This is a genomic window from Clostridium sp. KLE 1755, assembly GCF_000466465.2.
Lineage (GTDB): Bacteria > Bacillota > Clostridia > Lachnospirales > Lachnospiraceae > Eisenbergiella > Eisenbergiella porci.
The window spans coordinates 17,045-34,709 of sequence record NZ_KE992650.1 but is presented as its reverse complement, the minus strand read 5'-3'; the positions used below and the strand labels follow the sequence as shown (position 1 = coordinate 34,709).

The 17,665-nt window shown below is 48.9% G+C and carries 17 protein-coding genes; all 17 read right to left on the bottom strand.

The window, feature by feature from the left end:
• Positions 1 to 4: 4 nt before the first annotated feature.
• A complete protein-coding gene (locus tag HMPREF1548_RS01565; protein WP_021633904.1) occupies positions 5 to 1,396 on the bottom strand; it encodes a biotin/lipoyl attachment domain-containing protein in 1,392 nt (463 codons plus the stop codon).
• 130 nt (positions 1,397 to 1,526) lie between these two features.
• A complete protein-coding gene (locus HMPREF1548_RS01560) occupies positions 1,527 to 1,949 on the bottom strand; it encodes a hypothetical protein (RefSeq protein WP_021633903.1) in 423 nt (140 codons plus the stop codon).
• Between the two features lie 90 nt (positions 1,950 to 2,039).
• The gene (locus HMPREF1548_RS01555; protein WP_021633902.1) at positions 2,040 to 3,047 is read right to left on the bottom strand and encodes a D-alanyl-D-alanine carboxypeptidase family protein; all 1,008 of its coding nucleotides are present in this window, start codon (positions 3,045 to 3,047) and stop codon (positions 2,040 to 2,042) included.
• Positions 3,031 to 3,426, bottom strand: coding sequence for a methylglyoxal synthase (locus HMPREF1548_RS01550; RefSeq protein ID WP_021633901.1), 396 nt, complete (start codon positions 3,424 to 3,426; stop codon positions 3,031 to 3,033). Before HMPREF1548_RS01550 ends, HMPREF1548_RS01555 begins: the two co-directional genes overlap by 17 nt.
• Positions 3,427 to 3,443: 17 nt before the next feature.
• Positions 3,444 to 4,556: an FtsW/RodA/SpoVE family cell cycle protein gene (locus HMPREF1548_RS01545; RefSeq protein ID WP_021633900.1), complete on the bottom strand. Its 1,113-nt coding sequence runs from the start codon at positions 4,554 to 4,556 to the stop codon at positions 3,444 to 3,446.
• Positions 4,557 to 4,608: 52 nt separating this feature from the next.
• A complete protein-coding gene (gene minE, locus HMPREF1548_RS01540; protein WP_021633899.1) occupies positions 4,609 to 4,872 on the bottom strand; it encodes a cell division topological specificity factor MinE in 264 nt (87 codons plus the stop codon).
• Positions 4,869 to 5,678 (bottom strand): septum site-determining protein MinD, encoded by an 810-nt coding sequence (gene minD, locus HMPREF1548_RS01535; protein WP_021633898.1) that lies wholly within the window; start codon positions 5,676 to 5,678, stop codon positions 4,869 to 4,871. Before minD ends, minE begins: the two co-directional genes overlap by 4 nt.
• A 46-nt stretch (positions 5,679 to 5,724) precedes the next feature.
• Positions 5,725 to 6,429 (bottom strand): septum site-determining protein MinC, encoded by a 705-nt coding sequence (locus tag HMPREF1548_RS01530; protein ID WP_021633897.1) that lies wholly within the window; start codon positions 6,427 to 6,429, stop codon positions 5,725 to 5,727.
• A 98-nt stretch (positions 6,430 to 6,527) separates the two neighbouring features.
• A complete protein-coding gene (locus HMPREF1548_RS01525; protein ID WP_021633896.1) occupies positions 6,528 to 9,410 on the bottom strand; it encodes a penicillin-binding transpeptidase domain-containing protein in 2,883 nt (960 codons plus the stop codon).
• Positions 9,411 to 9,920 (bottom strand): rod shape-determining protein MreD, encoded by a 510-nt coding sequence (mreD, locus tag HMPREF1548_RS01520; RefSeq protein ID WP_021633895.1) that lies wholly within the window; start codon positions 9,918 to 9,920, stop codon positions 9,411 to 9,413. It lies immediately after the preceding gene.
• A gap of 14 nt (positions 9,921 to 9,934) precedes the next feature.
• Positions 9,935 to 10,813, bottom strand: coding sequence for a rod shape-determining protein MreC (mreC, locus tag HMPREF1548_RS01515; protein WP_021633894.1), 879 nt, complete (start codon positions 10,811 to 10,813; stop codon positions 9,935 to 9,937).
• Entirely contained in the window at positions 10,810 to 11,820 is a 1,011-nt protein-coding gene (gene mreB, locus HMPREF1548_RS01510; RefSeq protein ID WP_021633893.1) for a rod shape-determining protein, read from the bottom strand. The genes mreC and mreB overlap by 4 nt, the downstream gene beginning before the upstream one ends.
• A gap of 17 nt (positions 11,821 to 11,837) precedes the next feature.
• The gene (gene radC / locus HMPREF1548_RS01505; RefSeq protein WP_021633892.1) at positions 11,838 to 12,539 is read right to left on the bottom strand and encodes a RadC family protein; all 702 of its coding nucleotides are present in this window, start codon (positions 12,537 to 12,539) and stop codon (positions 11,838 to 11,840) included.
• A 90-nt stretch (positions 12,540 to 12,629) separates the two neighbouring features.
• Entirely contained in the window at positions 12,630 to 12,878 is a 249-nt protein-coding gene (locus tag HMPREF1548_RS01500) for a DUF4321 domain-containing protein (RefSeq protein ID WP_330666708.1), read from the bottom strand.
• Between the two features lie 139 nt (positions 12,879 to 13,017).
• Complete coding sequence (locus HMPREF1548_RS01495) at positions 13,018 to 14,313, bottom strand: methionine gamma-lyase family protein (RefSeq protein WP_021633890.1); 1,296 nt, start codon at positions 14,311 to 14,313, stop codon at positions 13,018 to 13,020.
• 158 nt (positions 14,314 to 14,471) lie between these two features.
• The gene (miaA, locus tag HMPREF1548_RS01490; protein WP_021633888.1) at positions 14,472 to 15,431 is read right to left on the bottom strand and encodes a tRNA (adenosine(37)-N6)-dimethylallyltransferase MiaA; all 960 of its coding nucleotides are present in this window, start codon (positions 15,429 to 15,431) and stop codon (positions 14,472 to 14,474) included.
• Between the two features lie 24 nt (positions 15,432 to 15,455).
• Complete coding sequence (gene mutL / locus HMPREF1548_RS01485) at positions 15,456 to 17,627, bottom strand: DNA mismatch repair endonuclease MutL (protein ID WP_021633887.1); 2,172 nt, start codon at positions 17,625 to 17,627, stop codon at positions 15,456 to 15,458.
• Between the last annotated feature and the right edge of the window lie 38 nt (positions 17,628 to 17,665).

Sequence of the window (17,665 nt, the reverse complement as noted above, 5' to 3'; positions counted from 1 at the left end):
AACGTCAGTCATTGATAAATTCGTCCCCGTTCACCGTCTCCGCATCCAGCACAATCCGATCATAAGCGCTCAGTCCATAGGTCGTATTGGATTTGATTATCGCGTATTCATCATTCTGGGACAGGATCTGTATTTCCTTGAAATCGGCATAGCCCTTGTTAATATTATAAACCCCGATCAGCGTAGCGCTGCGGGATATGGTATACTTGTCCGTGGAATCGGGCTTCACCAGATTGTTGCCCAGCTCCAGGATGGAATTGTCGATGTAGTAATCATCATCCGTTTCATAATAAATGGAGGTGGCAATAAACTCTGTCGTAACTTCCCCGTTTTCCGTATAGGTTTCCTTCAAAACCCCGTTTTCACTGTTATTTCCTTTGGTTACATAATCCTTGGGGATGAGGAAAAATTCCTTTTCCGCTATGGCGGAATTGGGCACCTTCAGCCCCTGTTCCTCTTTGGTAACCAGTTCAATATCAATAAAGCGGTCCGCACAGAAGGTTATCATGGAATTATTGAAGTCAAGCTTTACGTAAGTATTCCCGTCCGCATTATTGAGCACATTCACTTTGGCCCAGGAACTGAACTGGTTTTTCAGGAAACGTACCTGTACATAGTCTTCCTCCAGAAGCTCCTGCGCACGCTCCGCATCCATCTGGATGACAATAGACCAGTTTTCATCCGTGGAGAGCTTGTACAGCGTATCTCCCGCCGCCACAAGGTCATTGTTTATCAGCTGCTTCTTCTCATACTTCTCCCTGTCAAACATATCAGCGGTAATCTGATCCGCCGAAACCGCCTCGAAGCCATCAGTGGAATAAACCACAATGCCGGAAACCGGCGCGCTGCAGAGCGTTATCAGGGAAGAGGCGGAAGAATTCAGTGACTGCAGATCCTGCAGCACATTGATGTTGGCAAGCTTCAGCGCCGTACCCTCCAGAGAGTATTTGAAATCATATACCCCGGAGAACTGTTTCCTGTCAAAGCCGTTCATATAGCCTGTAATTTCACTCCGGATATCGGAAAGATCGCTGTCAGACAGCTGCGTATCCTCCGCCTTATTGGCATCGAACAGCTCCTTGAGCTGGCCGCTTTCATCAATGCTGCACACCAGCTTGCCGGAACCGACTCTTTCCCCTTCCCTCGCATAGTAATTTATGTATCCGGAATCCGTGCTCATGACAATGGTTTCCTGTCTGAGCGCGATCCCCTGATATACATTGCCGACGGAAAGAGAACCCGTCTTTACCTCGTACCCCATAATATGTTTATCCGTAAAGTAAAGGAAAACGCAGATAACAATATAGATGAAAATAACACTAAAGATAATTATCCCCAGATTAATATTCAGCGGTTTCCTGTATTGTCTGATTTTACCGTTATTCCTGCCAGCCAATCCACATTCCTCCGGGTCACTTTTTTCATTTCCTCCGCCGGTGCCTCCAGCTGCTTCCGCTGGTGCCTCCCTGCGGCAACAATCCGTTTAAAAAAGCCCCGGAAAGCATCCGAGGCTTTTATCCTTTATTTTAAAGAGATACAATAATCTTCGATTTCAGGCTTTCGGGCAATTCCTGCTCGTCCTTAGAAACACTGAGAACGAAATCAACGCCAAAACTTTCACTGACTTTTTCCAACTTTTCAACTACCGGAAGGATATCACCATCATCACCCAGACAGGCGATCTTCAGGAAGCTGTCTAAAAACATCTTTTCAAGGTCACGGTCCTGGGAAACGATACCGCAGATAAAACCGATAAATTCGGAGCTGTTCTCCACCATGAATTCACAAACATCAATCAGCCTTACCTTGTTATTCAGTTCAAACATATGCTTCGTACTTTTGTCCAGATAGACAATATTTCCGGAGACTTCTTTTACTTCGGTGTTTACTTTATCCAATAATTGTTTTGTCTTGCCTTTCCCCTTCTTGCCTACGATTAACTGAACCATTGTAATCCCTCCTAAAGTAAATTGGCGATTCTTACACGCCTTTTAAATATGATATTATTATAGTTGATATCTGATTAAAAAACAACCTTTTTAATTAATTACATTTAAAAGCTCTGTCATCTCCGTATAGAGGACTGCCCTGTCCGAAGAATGGAGAATTACGGAAATATAAGGATTCCCTGAGGTGTCCTTGGAGAGAAGGATCAGGCAGTTTCCGGCCGCGCTGGTCGTTCCCGTCTTTCCTCCGATAACAGTAACCTGCTCCGGCGCTTTGTAAGTCCCTTTCAGGTACTGATTGGTTGTCGTAAAGGAAAAAGTTTTGGACTTGCCGTCCTTGTCCATAAACACCGTTTCATAACTGGTCATATGAATGATTTCGTTAATCAGGTCATTCTTTAATGCTTCATTAAATATCAGATACAAATCATATGCCGTAACATAATGATTGTCCTCAGTCAGTCCGTGAGGATTCACAAAATGGCTGTTTGTCGCTCCGATTGCCAGTGCTTCCTGGTTCATCAGCTCCGCAAAGCCGTCCAGGCTCCCTCCGATATGAACAGCAATGGCTGCTGCGGCATCGTTGGCGGAATGGATGAGCAGGGCATGCAGCGCCTGGTTCAGGGTCAGCTGATCTCCCGTCTTCAAGCCGCAGAGGACAGCGCCGGATTCCGTAATGGCCGCTTCATCGGTTACCGTGATTAAATCGTCCGGATTGCCGTACTTAAGCGCAACCAGCGCAGTCATAATCTTGGTCAGGCTGGCCGGCTGGAGCCTTTCGTGAATATTCTTGGCATACATGACTTTATTGCTGTTAAGATCAAAAAGTCCGGCTGACGTGGCTTCCGTCATGTCAACAGCCTGGTTGTCGGTTCCCACATCACTGTTCACCACACAGAGGTTCTCTGCAAAGGAAGAAGCAACAACGCTGGATACTTCATTTACAACCCGATAGCTGGACACCTCATAATTGGGGTTATAGGCAAAGGGTATTTCCTTATTGCCGCAGCCGCCAAGCGTCCCGGCGGACACCGAAAACAGCAAACAGACACAGGCTGCCCTGGCAAGGAATTTCTTCTTCAGATTACTTGTACATTTCACGCCATTCCAAATCCCCTCTGTCAAGTGATTTGATTAACAGTTCTGCAGTTGCAAGATTGGTAGCAAGCGGAATATTATGGATATCGCACAGGCGCACCACATTATTGACATCCGGTTCATGGGACTTGGGTGTCAGCGGATCCCGAAGGAAAATTACAAGATCGATTTCATTGTGTTCAATCTGTGCCCCTATCTGCTGTTCGCCTCCCAAATGCCCGGCAAGAAACTTGTGGACGTTCAGATTGGTCACTTCTTCAATCAGCCTTCCTGTCGTACCCGTAGCAAAAAGCTCGTTTTTAGTCAAAATTCCTCTGTAAGCAATGCAGAAGTTCTGCATAAGCTTTTTCTTTGCGTCATGCGCAATCAATGCAATATTCATAGCAACCTTCTCCTATACTAGTATAAATTTTTTCTCTGTAATCGAACGTTCAGTACGAATCCCATTCCTATAAACAGACTCAGCAGAGACGTCATACCGTTGCTGACAAAGGGAAGCGGAATTCCTGTATTCGGCATAATCATTGTGGTTACCGCGATATTCATAAAGCTCTGGAAGCCTATCACCGCGGCCATACCGGAAGCAATTATCATTCCGGAGGTGTCCTTGGCTGTTCTGGCAATGGAAATGCATTCCAATGCGATAAGCATGAGCAGTACGATCACAATACAGGCGCCCACGAACCCCATCTCTTCCCCGATTACGGCAAAAATAAAGTCTGTCTCAGGTTCTGAAATGAAATTGCCGTTCTTTACTGACGCTATTACATTGTTGTTCAGGCCTTTCCCCCATAATTGGCCCGAACCTATAGCCATCACCGAATTGAGCTGCTGATAGGCCTCGGCATCCGCATATTTCTCCGGATTCAGCCATGCCAGGATACGGGTCAGCTGATAATTCTCAATCAGCTGCTGTCCGGGCTGCATCACCAGATAAAAAGCGATCGCCAGAGACGGCACAACCACAGCTAAAACTCCTCCTATTATTTTGTAGTTAAGGCCGCCCACAAACATCAGTACGCAGAAAATAATGCAGTACAGAATTGTCGTGGACAGGTTAGGCTCTTTGTATACAAGAATAATAGCCGGCAGCATCAACACCACACACAAGAGAAGTATTTTAAATGTATTAAACTTCTCCTTATATTTCATAATAAACTGTGCATAGAATAAAATCAATAAAATTTTTGCAATTTCTGACGGTTGGAACTGAAACAGATGCGGAATATCGATCCACCGCCTGGCGCCGTTCACCTTTTCTCCCCATATCAAAACCGCAACCAGTATACTTATGGAAAAAATATAATAGAACCAGTATAGCCGAAGCAGCTGGGAATAGTCAATCAATGAAATGAATATCATGAGGACAATTCCCATCGCCACACCGGCAATCTGCTTGCTCTGCAGAGATTCCTTAGCGCTTCCCACAGCCATAATACCAATTATGGATATGGCAAGCACCAACAGAATCAGTTTAAAGTCGTAATTTCTTAGTTTGTATCTTTTCAGCATTCTTTCCTCCGGTCCGCCGCACCGGAAATGTACGGCAGACAGTGTATCCGAGCTAGTTATGGAGATCCAGGATTGGAATGTCCGCATACAGGGTCGGGTTTTTGCCTCTGCCCCGGATGGTGGATTTACTGATTTGGATTTCCATATTGTTTGTGTCTATTTTCATGTACTTGGAAATAACCTTGGCGATATCCTGCTTAATCATATCCAGCATTTCAGGCGAACAGCCGGCCCGGTCTGAGATAAGGAGGATTTTAAGCCTGTCCTTTGCAATTTCCCTGGAACTCTTCTTTTTGAATAAATTAGGTAATCTCATGATATCCGCCCCTCCTGACTCTTATGAAATATTCCGGTAAACCTTGCCCACAAGGAGACCGGATGTTCCAGATCCAGGAATGGCACTTCCTTTCCCAGGACTCTGAGGCAGATATTCTGATAGGCTTGTCCTGCCAGCGTGTTGTTCCCTACAAGCGGTTCGCCCTGGTTAGTGGCAATAACCACATTTTCATCGTCCGGCACAATACCAATAAGAGGAATGGAGAGAATGTCAACCACGTCATCAGGCGTCATCATATCTCCTCTTCTCACCATATCAAAGCGCATACGGTTGATGACCAGGTCGATTTTTGAAAATTCATGGGCTTCCAGCAGGCCGACGATGCGATCCGCATCGCGGATGGCGGAAACCTCCGGCGTAGTGACAACAAGCGCATGGTCCGCGCCGGCTATGGCATTCTTAAAGCCCTGTTCAATGCCTGCCGGACAGTCAAGAATGATGTAATCAAACTGGCTTTTCAGATGCTCAATCAGTTTGATCATCTGGCTTTCATTGACGGATGTTTTGTCCCTGGTCTGGGCGGAAGGAAGCAGATACAGGCTGCTGTAGCGCTTGTCCTTGATTAATGCCTGCTTTACACGGCAGTTGCCTTCAACCACATCCACCAGATTGTATACGATCCGGTTTTCCAGCCCCATGACCACATCCAGATTCCGAAGACCTATATCGGTATCTATCAGAACGACTTTTTTGCCCATGGCAGCCAGGCCGGTCCCTACGTTTGCGGACGTGGTCGTTTTGCCCACACCGCCTTTTCCTGACGTAACAACAATTACTTCACTCATGCAAATACCTCCGGTGAGAAATATTTGTCCCCTGAGCGTCCCTTTTTCAGCGGGCGTTCAGTAATTCATTCGTAATTGGTTTCAGGATTATGCTGTTATTTTCCACATAAGCCATCTGCGGCTGTATTCCTCCGGGATTCCCGTCTGTCCGTTCCTCCCTTTTGGACCCGAAGGCCCATTTACTTTTTTCATTGGTAATATATTTGAAATCCCCGATTTTAATTTTTTGCGGGGCCATTTCAAGCGCTGCCACATAATGCTCCGATCGTCCGCTGCCGCCCGCATAGGCATTGCCGCGCAGGCTTCCCAGTACGACGATGTCTCCGGCCGAAATCACGCTGGATCCCGGATTGACATCTCCCAGAACTATTATGCTTGATTCGGTTTCCAGAATCTGTCCCTTCCTCAGGGTTCCCCGGTAGAACTGCCCGGCAGATTCCTCCTGCGCCTTCTTCCTTCCGACGCACTCCAGGGCTCTGGCATAAAACCTCTCGGTTTCTTCATCCCTGCCGACAATGCAGGTGATGTTCAGGCTGGAATTGTCCATAATGGCTTCCACCAGCCTGGTTTCCTCTTCCAGAGTCAGGCTACGTCCCACAAAGGATACCGCCACGGCGGCATCCTTGAAGAAGCGCTCCGATTCCTTAAATTTTGCCGCTGCTTCTTCCAGCAGCTCTTCGAATTCTATTTCTTTGTCCAGATACAGGATAAGCCCGTTCTGAAAGCTTTTAACAATTACGGCATTTTTCATCGCTTACTCCCGTCTGTGTGCCCTTGCACACCTTTGCTTAAGGGGAATTGAAAACTTCAATCCTGCTCCCGTCAGTGTGTTCCGGCACGCATCGGTTATCAGTCTCCTGCAGAGGTAACCGCCTCAAGATGGTTTGCGGTGCCGCTGATAATTTCTTCTTCCTTTTCCGGGTTAAAGTAGTACTGCATTACCTTACAGGAAATCTGCGCCGCATAATCGGAGGAATAACCGTTTCCGATTCTGGTGGCGAGGGCGATTTCCGGTTTGTCAAAGGGCGCATAGCCCACGAATACGGCATGCGGCGGCCGTGTCTTGCTTTCCTCCGCTGTACCTGTCTTACCGGCGGCAATGATGCCTGAATCAACAAAATACTTTTTGGCCTCCACTACACCGCGCATACCGCGGTGAATGGCATCCCAGTAGGAGGTCGGCATTTCTATGGTATTGCGTACTTCCGGTGAAAAATCTTTCAGCAGGTTTCCGCTTCGATCCGTTACTTTATCAAGCAGGCTCAGGTTATAACAGGTACCGCTGTTGGCAACTGTCGCCACATATCTGGCAAGCCCTACGGTAGTGTAGTTATGCTCGCCCTGCCCGATAGCGGACTGGGAAGGGTTGACAAGGGAAAACTGGGGTGCGGATTCTTCAATTTCGATGCCGGATTTTTCCGTCAGCCCATAAAGATCCGCATACTCACGCATCCGTTCATTAGCCAGATTGAAGTCTGTACCGCTCTCCGGATCTCCTGATTGGCCAAAACGGTAGCCCATTTCATAGAAGAAATAGTTGCAGGAATGCGTGATTGCCTCGGTTACATTCAGATTGCCGTGTCCGGATCTGTTCCAGCATCTCATGACAATATCAGAGTACCGTGTAAAGGTTCCCACACAGTCTACCGTACTGGACAGATTGATGATACCATCCATCAGCGCGGCGGAAGCAACCACCATTTTATAGGTAGACCCCGGCGCCGAGCGCATCTGCGTTGCATAGTCCCACAAAGGCAGGGACAAATCGTTCTGAAGCGATGCATAATACTCCGCATCAATACCGTTTGCCAGCTTATTATTATCATAGCTGGGATAGCTGACAAGCGCCAGCACCTCACCGGTATTGGGATCCACCACAACGCAGGAGCCTGAAAAAGGATCAAGCGCCAGCTGTGCAGGCGTAATCTGCAGGTTTTCTATTAGCTTCCGCATAAACTGATATGCGGAAACACTGCCATTTTCCAGGGCCGCGCGCTGTTCCTCAGAAACAGAAACAATCTGCTGCTCAATCAGTACCAGGCATACCTGTTTCCCGCTGATTGAATTATCCCGGATCATATATTTATACAATTTTTTATAAAAGGATGTCTTTTCCAGCTCCTGGCTGATATATTCCGCCAGACGGTCGAAAACCTCAGAAGAATCCGCATACTGCGTATCCATATCCAGACGGCTCACGTCCACCCAGTTCTGGGCAATGGCATATTCCAGGAATTCACTCAGGGAAATCGTTTCCTCTTCCGTCCATGTCCTGTAAACCTCATCGGAAGTATCCACCTTCAGGACCCTGGTATCATTAATAAGAAGATTGGTTACGATATAGCTTTCGTAGCTCTGATACTCTTCCTTCAGCTGATTATAAGGAGTCCTGTCCTGATACAGCTCCTGTGTCAGCCAGTTCCATACCTTTTCCTTCTTCTGGCGGAAGGCCTCGTAGACCGCTTTTTCGTTTTCCTCTGCCTGAGGAGAGGCCAGATGGTCCAGATTGATTACATTGTTATTGAACAGTGCAAAATATACATCATCTATCGGAATCCTTATACCGGAGGTCTTTGCATTGGGCGCCAGATTGAATTCCTTGATATTTTCAATTTTTTCAAGAAGCAGGCCGGCAATGCTCTGCTCCAGGATATTATATATAGCCTCCTGGAGATCGGCATCCAGGGAGAGATAAACATCATTACCGGCGACAGGCTCCACCCGTCCCTCCGAATCAATTTCCTTGCCCAGGTTATCCACATATATGGTTTCCCGGCCCTTCTCACCCTGCAGATAGGTTTCCATCACCTTTTCAATTCCGGATTTTCCTACGGTATCATTCATTTCATACCGTCCCTCATCATCCCCACCCTGACTCGTTTCTTCATTCAGGCTCTTAAGCTCCTCTGAGGAAATCTTTCCGGTATAGCCGATTATATGGGAAAAATAGGTGCCGTCTACATACCGTCTTATGGTATCCTCCGCAATATCAATCCCCAGCAGCGCATCATTGTTCTCCTTGACCGCCGCTACCGTTTTCTCGCTCACATCCGTGGCAATGGTTGTGGGTATGTATTTCTGGAAGCTGTTGGCACTCATGGCATAGCGGATAATGACAAGCTTCAATACTTCTTCCTTCGTATAGCCTTTTCCGGGTACAAAGGTGGTTCTGTCATCCGGATCCGTCCGTTCGCCAATACCATAATTGGTGGCCATAAAATCTATCACATCCTGAGGTGTGGCATTTTTTTCCTTTTCCTTCAGGCTGTCAATGGAAGCATGTCCGTAAATATCCGCCAGGAAACGAAGCAGCTTCGTATCCGACACGCTGAAGGCATACTCCCCGTTTTTATCTAAAAAAATGTTAAAATCACTAATAACGCTGTCTCCGTTGCCTTCAATAATGTGGATGGTTTCCAGCAGCGTGGCATTCAGATTTTTGTTTTTGTTCTTATCTGATTCATACACATCCTCTATGGTCACGGAGTAAGCAAGATCATTGTAGGCAAGAAGCTTGCCGTTCCGGTCGAAAATCTTGCCCCGGGAGCTGGGAATGGAGCGTTCCTTTTTGATCTTCAGGGAAAATTCGTTCAGGTAATTTTCCCCGTTGACAATCTGCAGGACGAAAACCCTGTGAATCAGAACGCCGCCCATAAGAAGCACAACAAGAGTCAGTACAATCAGCCTGGAGTTTATAAAGTTAAAAAAGTTGTCTCTGAATCTCTCAAACAATTATTCCATACTCCTTTTTTCCGCGGCTTCCAGCCTTTTATGTATCAGCAGAAGCAGCGGATATACCGCAAAGGCTATCACTATCGTATATACGGCTTCCGGCAGTATCACATGCAGGAAATAATACCCCAGTTCAAGCCGTCCCCTCAACAGGAACAGCAGACAGTAGCATACGAAATTATAGCCGATATCACTTACTAAAATCAGAATCAACGGCAGCTTGATATCCTCCGGATAAAACATCCTCTGGAAGGTGCCGTTGACGTAGCCGGTCAGCATATAAAGCAGCGCATAAAGGCCTATTACATTCCCGCTGAAAATGTCTGCAAGAAGGCCGCAGAAAAAGCCAATCAGCATTCCGTTTTTTTCACCGTTCATAAAACCGTAGGCCGCTACCAGTATGATGAGCAGGTTCGGCTTGATACCGCTGAACGCAACGGCAGGCAGCACGCTGGACTGGAGGATAAAGCAGAACAGAATAAGAAAAACGGAGATAATATTTCGTTTCAAAAGCTTCCCCCTCCCTATTCCTTATCCGGAACCGGCTGCTTCAGCTCCATAATCACCAGGACCTCCTGAATGTGCTGGAAATCCACGGCCGGTGTAATATAGCCCCATTTAGTCATATTGTTGGGGGCCGTATTGATGGAGCTGATGAAGCCGATGGGAATTCCTGAAAGATATTTACTGCTTATGTTCGAGGTTACTACCTTATCCCCTTCCGATACCTTGTCTTCCTTATCGGAGAGCTGGTCAAAACGGATTACCCCATCCGACATCACCGACTGCAGGTTTCCGGAAACCATCAGGTTAGCGGAGGTGGAAAGTACGGTTCCATAAATATTGGAATTATCAGCGATAATCGAAAGCACCCTTGCATAATTGGGGCCGACGCTGACAACCCGGCCCGCCAGGCCGCTGCCTGCGAGCACATTCATGTCCACCTGTATGCCGTCGTCGGAGCCTTTGTCGATCGTAAAAGAATAGAACCAGTTGCTGGAGTCGCTTGCGATAACTCTCGCTCCCATTTTCTCATAATCCGAGGTTGCCTTATCAATATCATAAAGCTCCCTTAAGCTAGCAAGCTCATATTTATCCTGCTGGAGCTGGGCGTTTTCCATTGTCAGCTCATCCACCTGCTCCTTCAGTTTCTGGTTTTCCTCCAGCACAGCCTTCAGCTGCCCCATCTCCTCCGCCCGGTCATACATATATCCTCCTACGGAGGCAATGCCCTTCTGAAAGGGTACCACCACATAGCCCGCGGCAGCCCTGAGAGGCCCTTCAAACAGATCTGTTCTGAAAGTGACTATCATAAGAATCACACAGACCGCAGATAAAATCATAAGAAGATACTTGCCGGGCAGTGTGAATTTGTTTCTTTTCTTCTTGATTACAGGACTCATTTACCCATCCCTTCAATTGCATAGGCAACTGATTTATAGTTTTCCTCGTTCAGGACCTTGGAAAGTCCGAGAACGACGCTTTCAATGGGGCGTTCCGCCACATTGACACGCAGGCCTGTGCTCTTGCCAAGCATATCCGCAAGATGGCTGATCTGGGATGCGCCGCCGGTAAGATAAATGCCGTGACGGTAAATGTCCGCTCCCAGTTCCGGAGGCGTACGTTCCAGAATTACCTTTACACAGTCAATGATCGAATTAAAATGCTCTTCCAGGCAGGAAACCACCAGCTCCGTAGGGATTTCCCGTTCCACGGGAAGTCCGGTCACGATGTCTCTTCCGAATACTTCCGCGCCTGTTCCCGCTTCTTCCAGCTCAGCCAGGGACTTTTTAATGCCCTCCGCTGTTTTGCCGCCGATCAGCAGGCCATATTCCTTGCGGACCGCGCTGCGGATAGCTTCGTCGAACTTCAGACCGCCCGTCTTGATCAGACGGCTGAGTACGATGCCTCCCAGGGAAAGGATGGAAACCTCCGTGGTATCATAGCCCACGTTCACTACCAGGACGCCCTGGGAATTCTTTACATCGATATCAAGGCCCAGGCCGTCTGCCACCGCCTTTTCCACCACCATGATTTTACGGGCCTTTACATTGGCGTCCTTAATCAGATCGTAAAAGGCGCGCTTCTCCACCTCCGTAATATCGGTGGGCACCGCAATATAGAAGTCGGCAGGCTTGATATTGCCTCCGGACATATCCGTCACAAAAAAACGGATCAGAGTTTCCATATTCTTAATATCGGCGATAACGCCGTTGCAGAGCGGATAGGAAATCTGGATATTGCCGGGGGCCTTTTCATACATTTCATAGGCGGAATCCCCATAAGCGAAAACGGTCTTCTTGTTCTGCACGGCGATCATGTTTTTTTCAATCATGATCTTGTCATCCGCCGCACTGTAAATCTTAATGTTGCTCGTACCTAAATCGATTCCAAAAGCATTCGTAGACAAAATGATTTTCTCCTTCCTTATTTCAACAGGCCGGACTCCCTGAAGCTTACATAGCAGTTATCACCCACTATGATATGATCGGTCAGGGGCAGCTGCATCATGCCGCAAAGCTGGGCCAGATGTTTCGTAATTTCAATATCCTGTCTGCTGGGAGAGGCATCTCCGCTGGGATGATTATGGATCAGCAGGATATGTACAGCATGGTATTCCATCGCCATAAGGAAAATCTCCCGGGGCGATACCAGGGAACAGTTGACGGTGCCCTTGGACAGTGTCCTGTCACAGATCAGGCGGTTCTTGTTGTCTGTCATCACAAGAATCACTTCCTCCGTTTCCTTTCCCCGCAGTCGTTCCATATAATAGTCTGCCACAGTTTCCGGTTTGGTAAACTGTAATCTCTCACGAGTATCCGCCATAGCCAGCCTGCGTGACAGCTCAATAAGGCATTTGATTTTCACAGCCTTCACCCGGCCGATGCCGTTGACCTTGCAAAGGTCCCCGACGGACAGATGCTGCAGGCCGAGCAGCCCTTTTTCCCTGCCCTTGCTGAGGGCAAGCACCTGCTTTGCCAGCTGCAGGGCATCCATGGTTCTGGTGCCGGTCCTGATAATGATGGCGAGCAGTTCCTCTTCGGAGAGATATTCCGGCCCCTTTGCCATAAATTTTTCATAGGGCTTCATCTCTTCATAGCATGGTTCTTTTTGATTCGTTTGATTCATTTAATTCCCCGTTTCTTCACGTTTCCGAACGCTCCTCACGGGTACGGCCGCCTGTATGTACTCACTTTTACAGCATAAGCCCGCGGCTTTTCAAAGAATGCGGTAAATCAGCAATGCAATCACTATCCCCAGTATGCTTGCTATTGTAATTTTGATCGTCAGCGCAAAGGTGATGCTCAGTATCCCGAAATCCAGGATAAGCGGGCTTGTAAACCCGAAGGTCTGTCCGAAATTCATAAAGCTTGCGGGAAACAGGCTTCCAACGAAGCCTCCCAGTACAATTCCGGCCAGAACGAGCAGCAGACAGGTCCATCCGTTTTTACTTTTCATTTTCTTCATCATTCATCCTTTGTTTTTGTTGCCATTACCTATATTAGCATACTTCCAGATCCATGTATAGAATCTAAAAGTAAAAAATTTCGCCCTGTTCGACAGCGATTGACACGTTCCACGCGGATACGTCAGGAGAAGAATCGCTTTAGCGCGGCAATTGGACGGCTTTCGCCTCCACACAGCGCTGAAGGGATTTTAATATGCCGAATTTTGCATGGGGCCAGGTCAGGCCGCCCTGAAAATAGACCGCATAGGGCGGCTTGAGGGGGCCGTCTGCGCTCAGTTCTATGGAAGAACCGGAAACGAATGCACCGGCCGCCATGATGACCTGGCTGTCATAGCCCGGCATATCCCAGGGTTCGGGACGCACGAAGCTGTCCACCGGCGCGGCCGCCTGGATCCCCTCGCAGAAGGCAATCAGGCCTTCAGGCTTTCCGAAGGTGACCGCCTGGATAATGTCATGCCTGCTCTCCTTCCCATCAGGGACTACGCCGAAGCCCAGACGTTCATAAATATTGGCGGCAAAAATGGCCCCCTTCAGGGCGCTTGCCGTAACCGTCGGGGCAAGGAACAGTCCCTGGTAAAACTGGGGCAGGATGCCCAATGACGCGCCCACCTCTTTGCCAAGTCCCGGAGAGGTCAGGCGGCAGGCCGCATTTTCCACGCATTCCCTGGTGCCTGCGATGTAGCCGCCGATGGGCGCCAGGCCGCCGCCGGGATTTTTAATCAGGGAGCCGACACACATATCCGCGCCCACATCCGTTGGCTCCATGCGCTCCACAAATTCTCCGTAGCAGTTGTCCACCATGCAGATACAGTCCGGCTTTCTGCTTTTGATGAACGCGATCAGCTCGCCGATGCGCTTTACGGACAGCGTGGGCCTTGTCTGATAACCTTTGGACCGCTGTATGGTCACAAGCCTGGTGCGTTCATTCAGGGCCTTTTCAATATTTTCATAATCAAAGCCCCCGTCCGGCAGAAGATCAACCTGACGGTAGCTGATGCCATATTCCTTCAGGGAGCCCCTGGACTCCCTGATGCCGATGACCTCTTCCAGCGTGTCATAGGGCTTTCCCACAGGAGAAAGCAGCTCGTCTCCGGGTCGCAGGTTGCTCATGAGCGCCAGGGCAAGCGCATGGGTGCCGCAGGTAATCTGAGGCCTGACCAGCGCATCCTGCGTATGGAAAACGGCGGCATATACGGACTCCAATGTCTCTCTTCCCAAATCATTATAGCCATAGCCGGTGGTGCCCAGCAGGCAGGCCTCGCTCACCTTATTTTCCTGCATGGCCTTTAATACCTTCAGCTGGTTATATTCCGCAGTTTCATCTATTTCTTCAAACCGTCCCTTCAGTTCCTTAAGCACCTGCTCACCGAACCTGAGCACCGGTTCACTGATTCCCATTTCTCGGTAAAAATCTGAAATATTGCTTTCCTTCATGTCTCCTCATTTCTTTCCGCCAAATTACGGCGGCGGATATTTTTTCTTCTTATTTTATAACTGTTCAGTTCCTTCACAGCAAAAGCGTCAGCCTGCTGGACAGTTTCCTTGTTCCTTACCATACAAAACCTGAAATACCACAGGCATTCCGGGCGTCCTTACTCCACCAGGCCCCTTTGTAAGCAGCTTTCCAGCATAAATGAAAGCATGTCCTCTTCCGATGCAAAATCCGGCTTTTCCACCCAGATTACATCCTTTTCCCTGCGGAACCAGGTTAACTGCCGTTTGGCAAAATGTCTGGTATCTCTTTTTATCAGATAAACGGCTCTTTCCAGATCGTACTCTCCTTCCAGAAAGCCCAGGATTTCCTTATAGCCCAGCCCCTGCATGGAAACCAGCTGCCTGCTGCAGCCCCGCTCCTTCAGGCCGCGCACCTCTTCCAGCAACCCTTTGGACAGCATATCGTCCACCCTTTTATCTATGCGGTCATAAATGGCTTCCCGTTTATCATTCAATACGAAATAGCAGGCATTGTATGCCGCCTGTTTTTTCCGTTCCTGCTCATTGTGGGCAGATATCTTTTCTCCGGTGGATAGATAATATTCCAGGGCGCGGATCACACGCTTTACATTGTTGGCATGTATCTGCTCCGCTGCTTCCCTGTCCACGGCCGCCAGCATTTTGTGAAGATATTCCGGCCCTTTTTCCTCCGCAGTCTGCTCAAGCGTCCTGCGGCAGGCGTCATCCTCCGGATTTTCCGTAAAGTCAATATCATACAGGACCGACTGGATGTAAAAGCCAGTGCCTCCTGTAATAATGGGGATTTTCCCCCGGCTGCGGATATCGGAAATGGCCTGCTTCGCCATTTTCTGGAAGGTAACCACATTAAACTCTTCCTCCGGTTCCAGGACATCGATCAGATGATGGGGAATGCCCTGCATTTCTGAGGGCAGGATTTTGGCCGATCCAATGTCCATATGCCGGTATACCTGCATGGAATCCGCAGAGATAATTTCTCCCTGAAGCTTCTGTGCCAGCTTCAGGGACAGGGCCGTCTTTCCCACGGCAGTGGGGCCTGTCAGAATGATAAGAGGTTCTTTTTTCTGCCTTTCTTCCATATTGACTCCCTTCTCCGCGTAAATTTAAATAATCCTTTTGAATTTTCTTTCCAGTTCATATTTGCTCATGGTAATAATCGTAGGCCTGCCGTGAGGACAATGGTAAGGATTCTCCAGCTGCAGCAGCTGTTCAAGCAGCGAAGCCATTTCCTCCCGTGACATGGAGTGGTTACCCTTTACCGCAGACTTACAGGCCATGGAGGCCAGCTTTTCGGCGATTGCCTTTGGCGCGCCGTGAGGCGGTTCTTCCTCCAGTTCATCCAGTATTGCCTCCAGGAATTCTTTTTCACAATGTCCGTAAAGGTCGCACGGTACGGAACGCACAGCATAGGCATTACCGCCGAATTCCTCGATTTCGAAGCCCAGCTGCGCAAAATAGGAAGAATACTCCTCCAGAAGATGGGCTTCCCTTGCCGACAGGTTCAAAACGATAGGCGGCGTGAGCATCTGGCTGTCAACGCTTCCGTTTTCCAGCTTATTTATCAGGGCTTCGTATTTCACCTTTTCATGGGCGGCATGCTGGTCGATAAAGAGAAGCTTTTCCTCATATTCCGCAATCCAGTAGGTATCGAATACCTGTCCCAATATCCGGTAGCTCTGCACCGCCTCTTTAGTAAGCAGCTTTTCTTCGAAAAGCTCCATCTGTCTGGCATCCTTTACCGTATACTGCCCTTCTTCCTCCTGAAGCATGCGGCCAAGCCGCTGAGTCTCAAAGGGCTGCGGAGCCTCCGGCTTTGGACGGGAAGGCGGCGGGACTGCGGCGCGTTCTGCGGCCGCTTCAACCGGGACAGCTGCAGCAACTGTTTCTGTTGATATATTTAATCCGGCATCGGGCGCCTGCTGCCGGACCGATGCAGCTTCCATGCCTTTATTTTCCCGCGCAGATCCGGCAGGCGCATTCTTCTGTCCGTTATCCGAAGCAACCGTTCCCGCTTCTTTGTGAGTTTCTTTGTGTGCTTCTTTGTGAGCTTTTTCACAGGCCGATGCAGCCGTTTCCCGCACATTTTCCTTCTTCGGAGCCGTCTGCTCTAAAGAAGCAGCTTCCTGAACCACCTGTGCCTGAACCGTTTCCGCCGCAGGTGCAGGCTGCGCCGCCTGTTGGCTTTGAGCGGTTTGAACTGTGGGCGATTCCTTTTTCTCATCCGCCTTTTTCTCATCCGCCCTTTTCTTTTCTTTCCTGTTATCCAGCGTCACATCCGGTATCATTTCACGGCGTCTTAAGGCTGTGCGCACCTGTTCTTCCAGAAAGGCATACAGGCCTGGCTGATCATGGAACCGTACTTCCATTTTGGAAGGATGGACATTCACGTCAATCCGTTCCGTATCCATATTGATGTGCAGCAGCGCAAAAGGGAACTTGTGCTGCATCAGATAAGCCTTGTAGCCTGCCTCCAGTCCCTTGGAAAGCAGAGGGCTCTTAATGTATCTTCCGTTCACAAAGAAAAATTCAAAATTTCTGTTGGAGCGGACCACGGAAGGGCTTCCTAGGAAGCCTTCCACTTCTATTCCCTCCTCTTTTACGGAAAAAGGAATCAGTTCCTTTACAATCTCCCTTCCGTAAATGCGGTAGACAATTTCCTTCAGATCTCCGTTGCCGGAGGTATGGAACCTGACCTGCCCGTTCATCATGAACTGGAAAGCCACATCGGGCCTGGAAAGCGCCATATGCTCCATCAAATCCGATATATAGCTGCCCTCCGTGGCCGGGGATTTCAGGAATTTTTTCCTGACAGGCGTATTAAAGAAAAGCTCCCTGACAATGATGGTTGTGCCCTCCGGTGCGCCTACCTCTGAAAAATCCCGTTCCTTTTCCCCCTCCAGGCGGTAATGGACTCCCGTCAGTTCTTCCTTCGTCTTTGTGATCAGCTCCACCATGGAAACCGCAGCGATGCTGGAAAGCGCCTCGCCCCGAAACCCCAGGCTTCTTACCCGGTACAGATCCTCAACCGAACGGATTTTGCTGGTGGCATGGCGGAAAAATGCCTTCCGCACCTGTTCCTTTTCAATTCCGCCCCCGTTGTCCGTAACGCGGATAAAAGAGCAGCCGCCGTCCCTGATTTCCACGGTCACTGCCTTTGCACCTGCGTCCATGGCGTTCTCCACCAGCTCCTTTACCACGCTGGATGGCCGTTCCACCACTTCGCCCGCCGCTATTTTATCTATGGTGCTGCTGTCCAGCAGTTTGATTTCCGCCATCTGTGTCTCCTTTCTTCACCACTGTCCTGCCTTGGCCC

What these genes read in the sequence shown, in the direction of transcription:
- HMPREF1548_RS01560 (WP_021633903.1), bottom strand. Translation starts at nt 1,949, where the DNA reads ATGGTTCAGTTAATCGTAGGCAAGAAGGGGAAAGGCAAGACAAAACAA.
- HMPREF1548_RS01550 (WP_021633901.1), bottom strand. Translation starts at nt 3,426, where the DNA reads ATGAATATTGCATTGATTGCGCATGACGCAAAGAAAAAGCTTATGCAG.
- HMPREF1548_RS01545 (WP_021633900.1), bottom strand. Translation starts at nt 4,556, where the DNA reads ATGCTGAAAAGATACAAACTAAGAAATTACGACTTTAAACTGATTCTG.
- minE (WP_021633899.1), bottom strand. Translation starts at nt 4,872, where the DNA reads ATGAGATTACCTAATTTATTCAAAAAGAAGAGTTCCAGGGAAATTGCA.
- minD (WP_021633898.1), bottom strand. Translation starts at nt 5,678, where the DNA reads ATGAGTGAAGTAATTGTTGTTACGTCAGGAAAAGGCGGTGTGGGCAAA.
- HMPREF1548_RS01530 (WP_021633897.1), bottom strand. Translation starts at nt 6,429, where the DNA reads ATGAAAAATGCCGTAATTGTTAAAAGCTTTCAGAACGGGCTTATCCTG.
- mreC (WP_021633894.1), bottom strand. Translation starts at nt 10,813, where the DNA reads ATGAGTCCTGTAATCAAGAAGAAAAGAAACAAATTCACACTGCCCGGC.
- radC (WP_021633892.1), bottom strand. Translation starts at nt 12,539, where the DNA reads ATGAATCAAACGAATCAAAAAGAACCATGCTATGAAGAGATGAAGCCC.
- HMPREF1548_RS01500 (WP_330666708.1), bottom strand. Translation starts at nt 12,878, where the DNA reads ATGAAGAAAATGAAAAGTAAAAACGGATGGACCTGTCTGCTGCTCGTT.
- HMPREF1548_RS01495 (WP_021633890.1), bottom strand. Translation starts at nt 14,313, where the DNA reads ATGAAGGAAAGCAATATTTCAGATTTTTACCGAGAAATGGGAATCAGT.
- miaA (WP_021633888.1), bottom strand. Translation starts at nt 15,431, where the DNA reads ATGGAAGAAAGGCAGAAAAAAGAACCTCTTATCATTCTGACAGGCCCC.
- mutL (WP_021633887.1), bottom strand. Translation starts at nt 17,627, where the DNA reads ATGGCGGAAATCAAACTGCTGGACAGCAGCACCATAGATAAAATAGCG.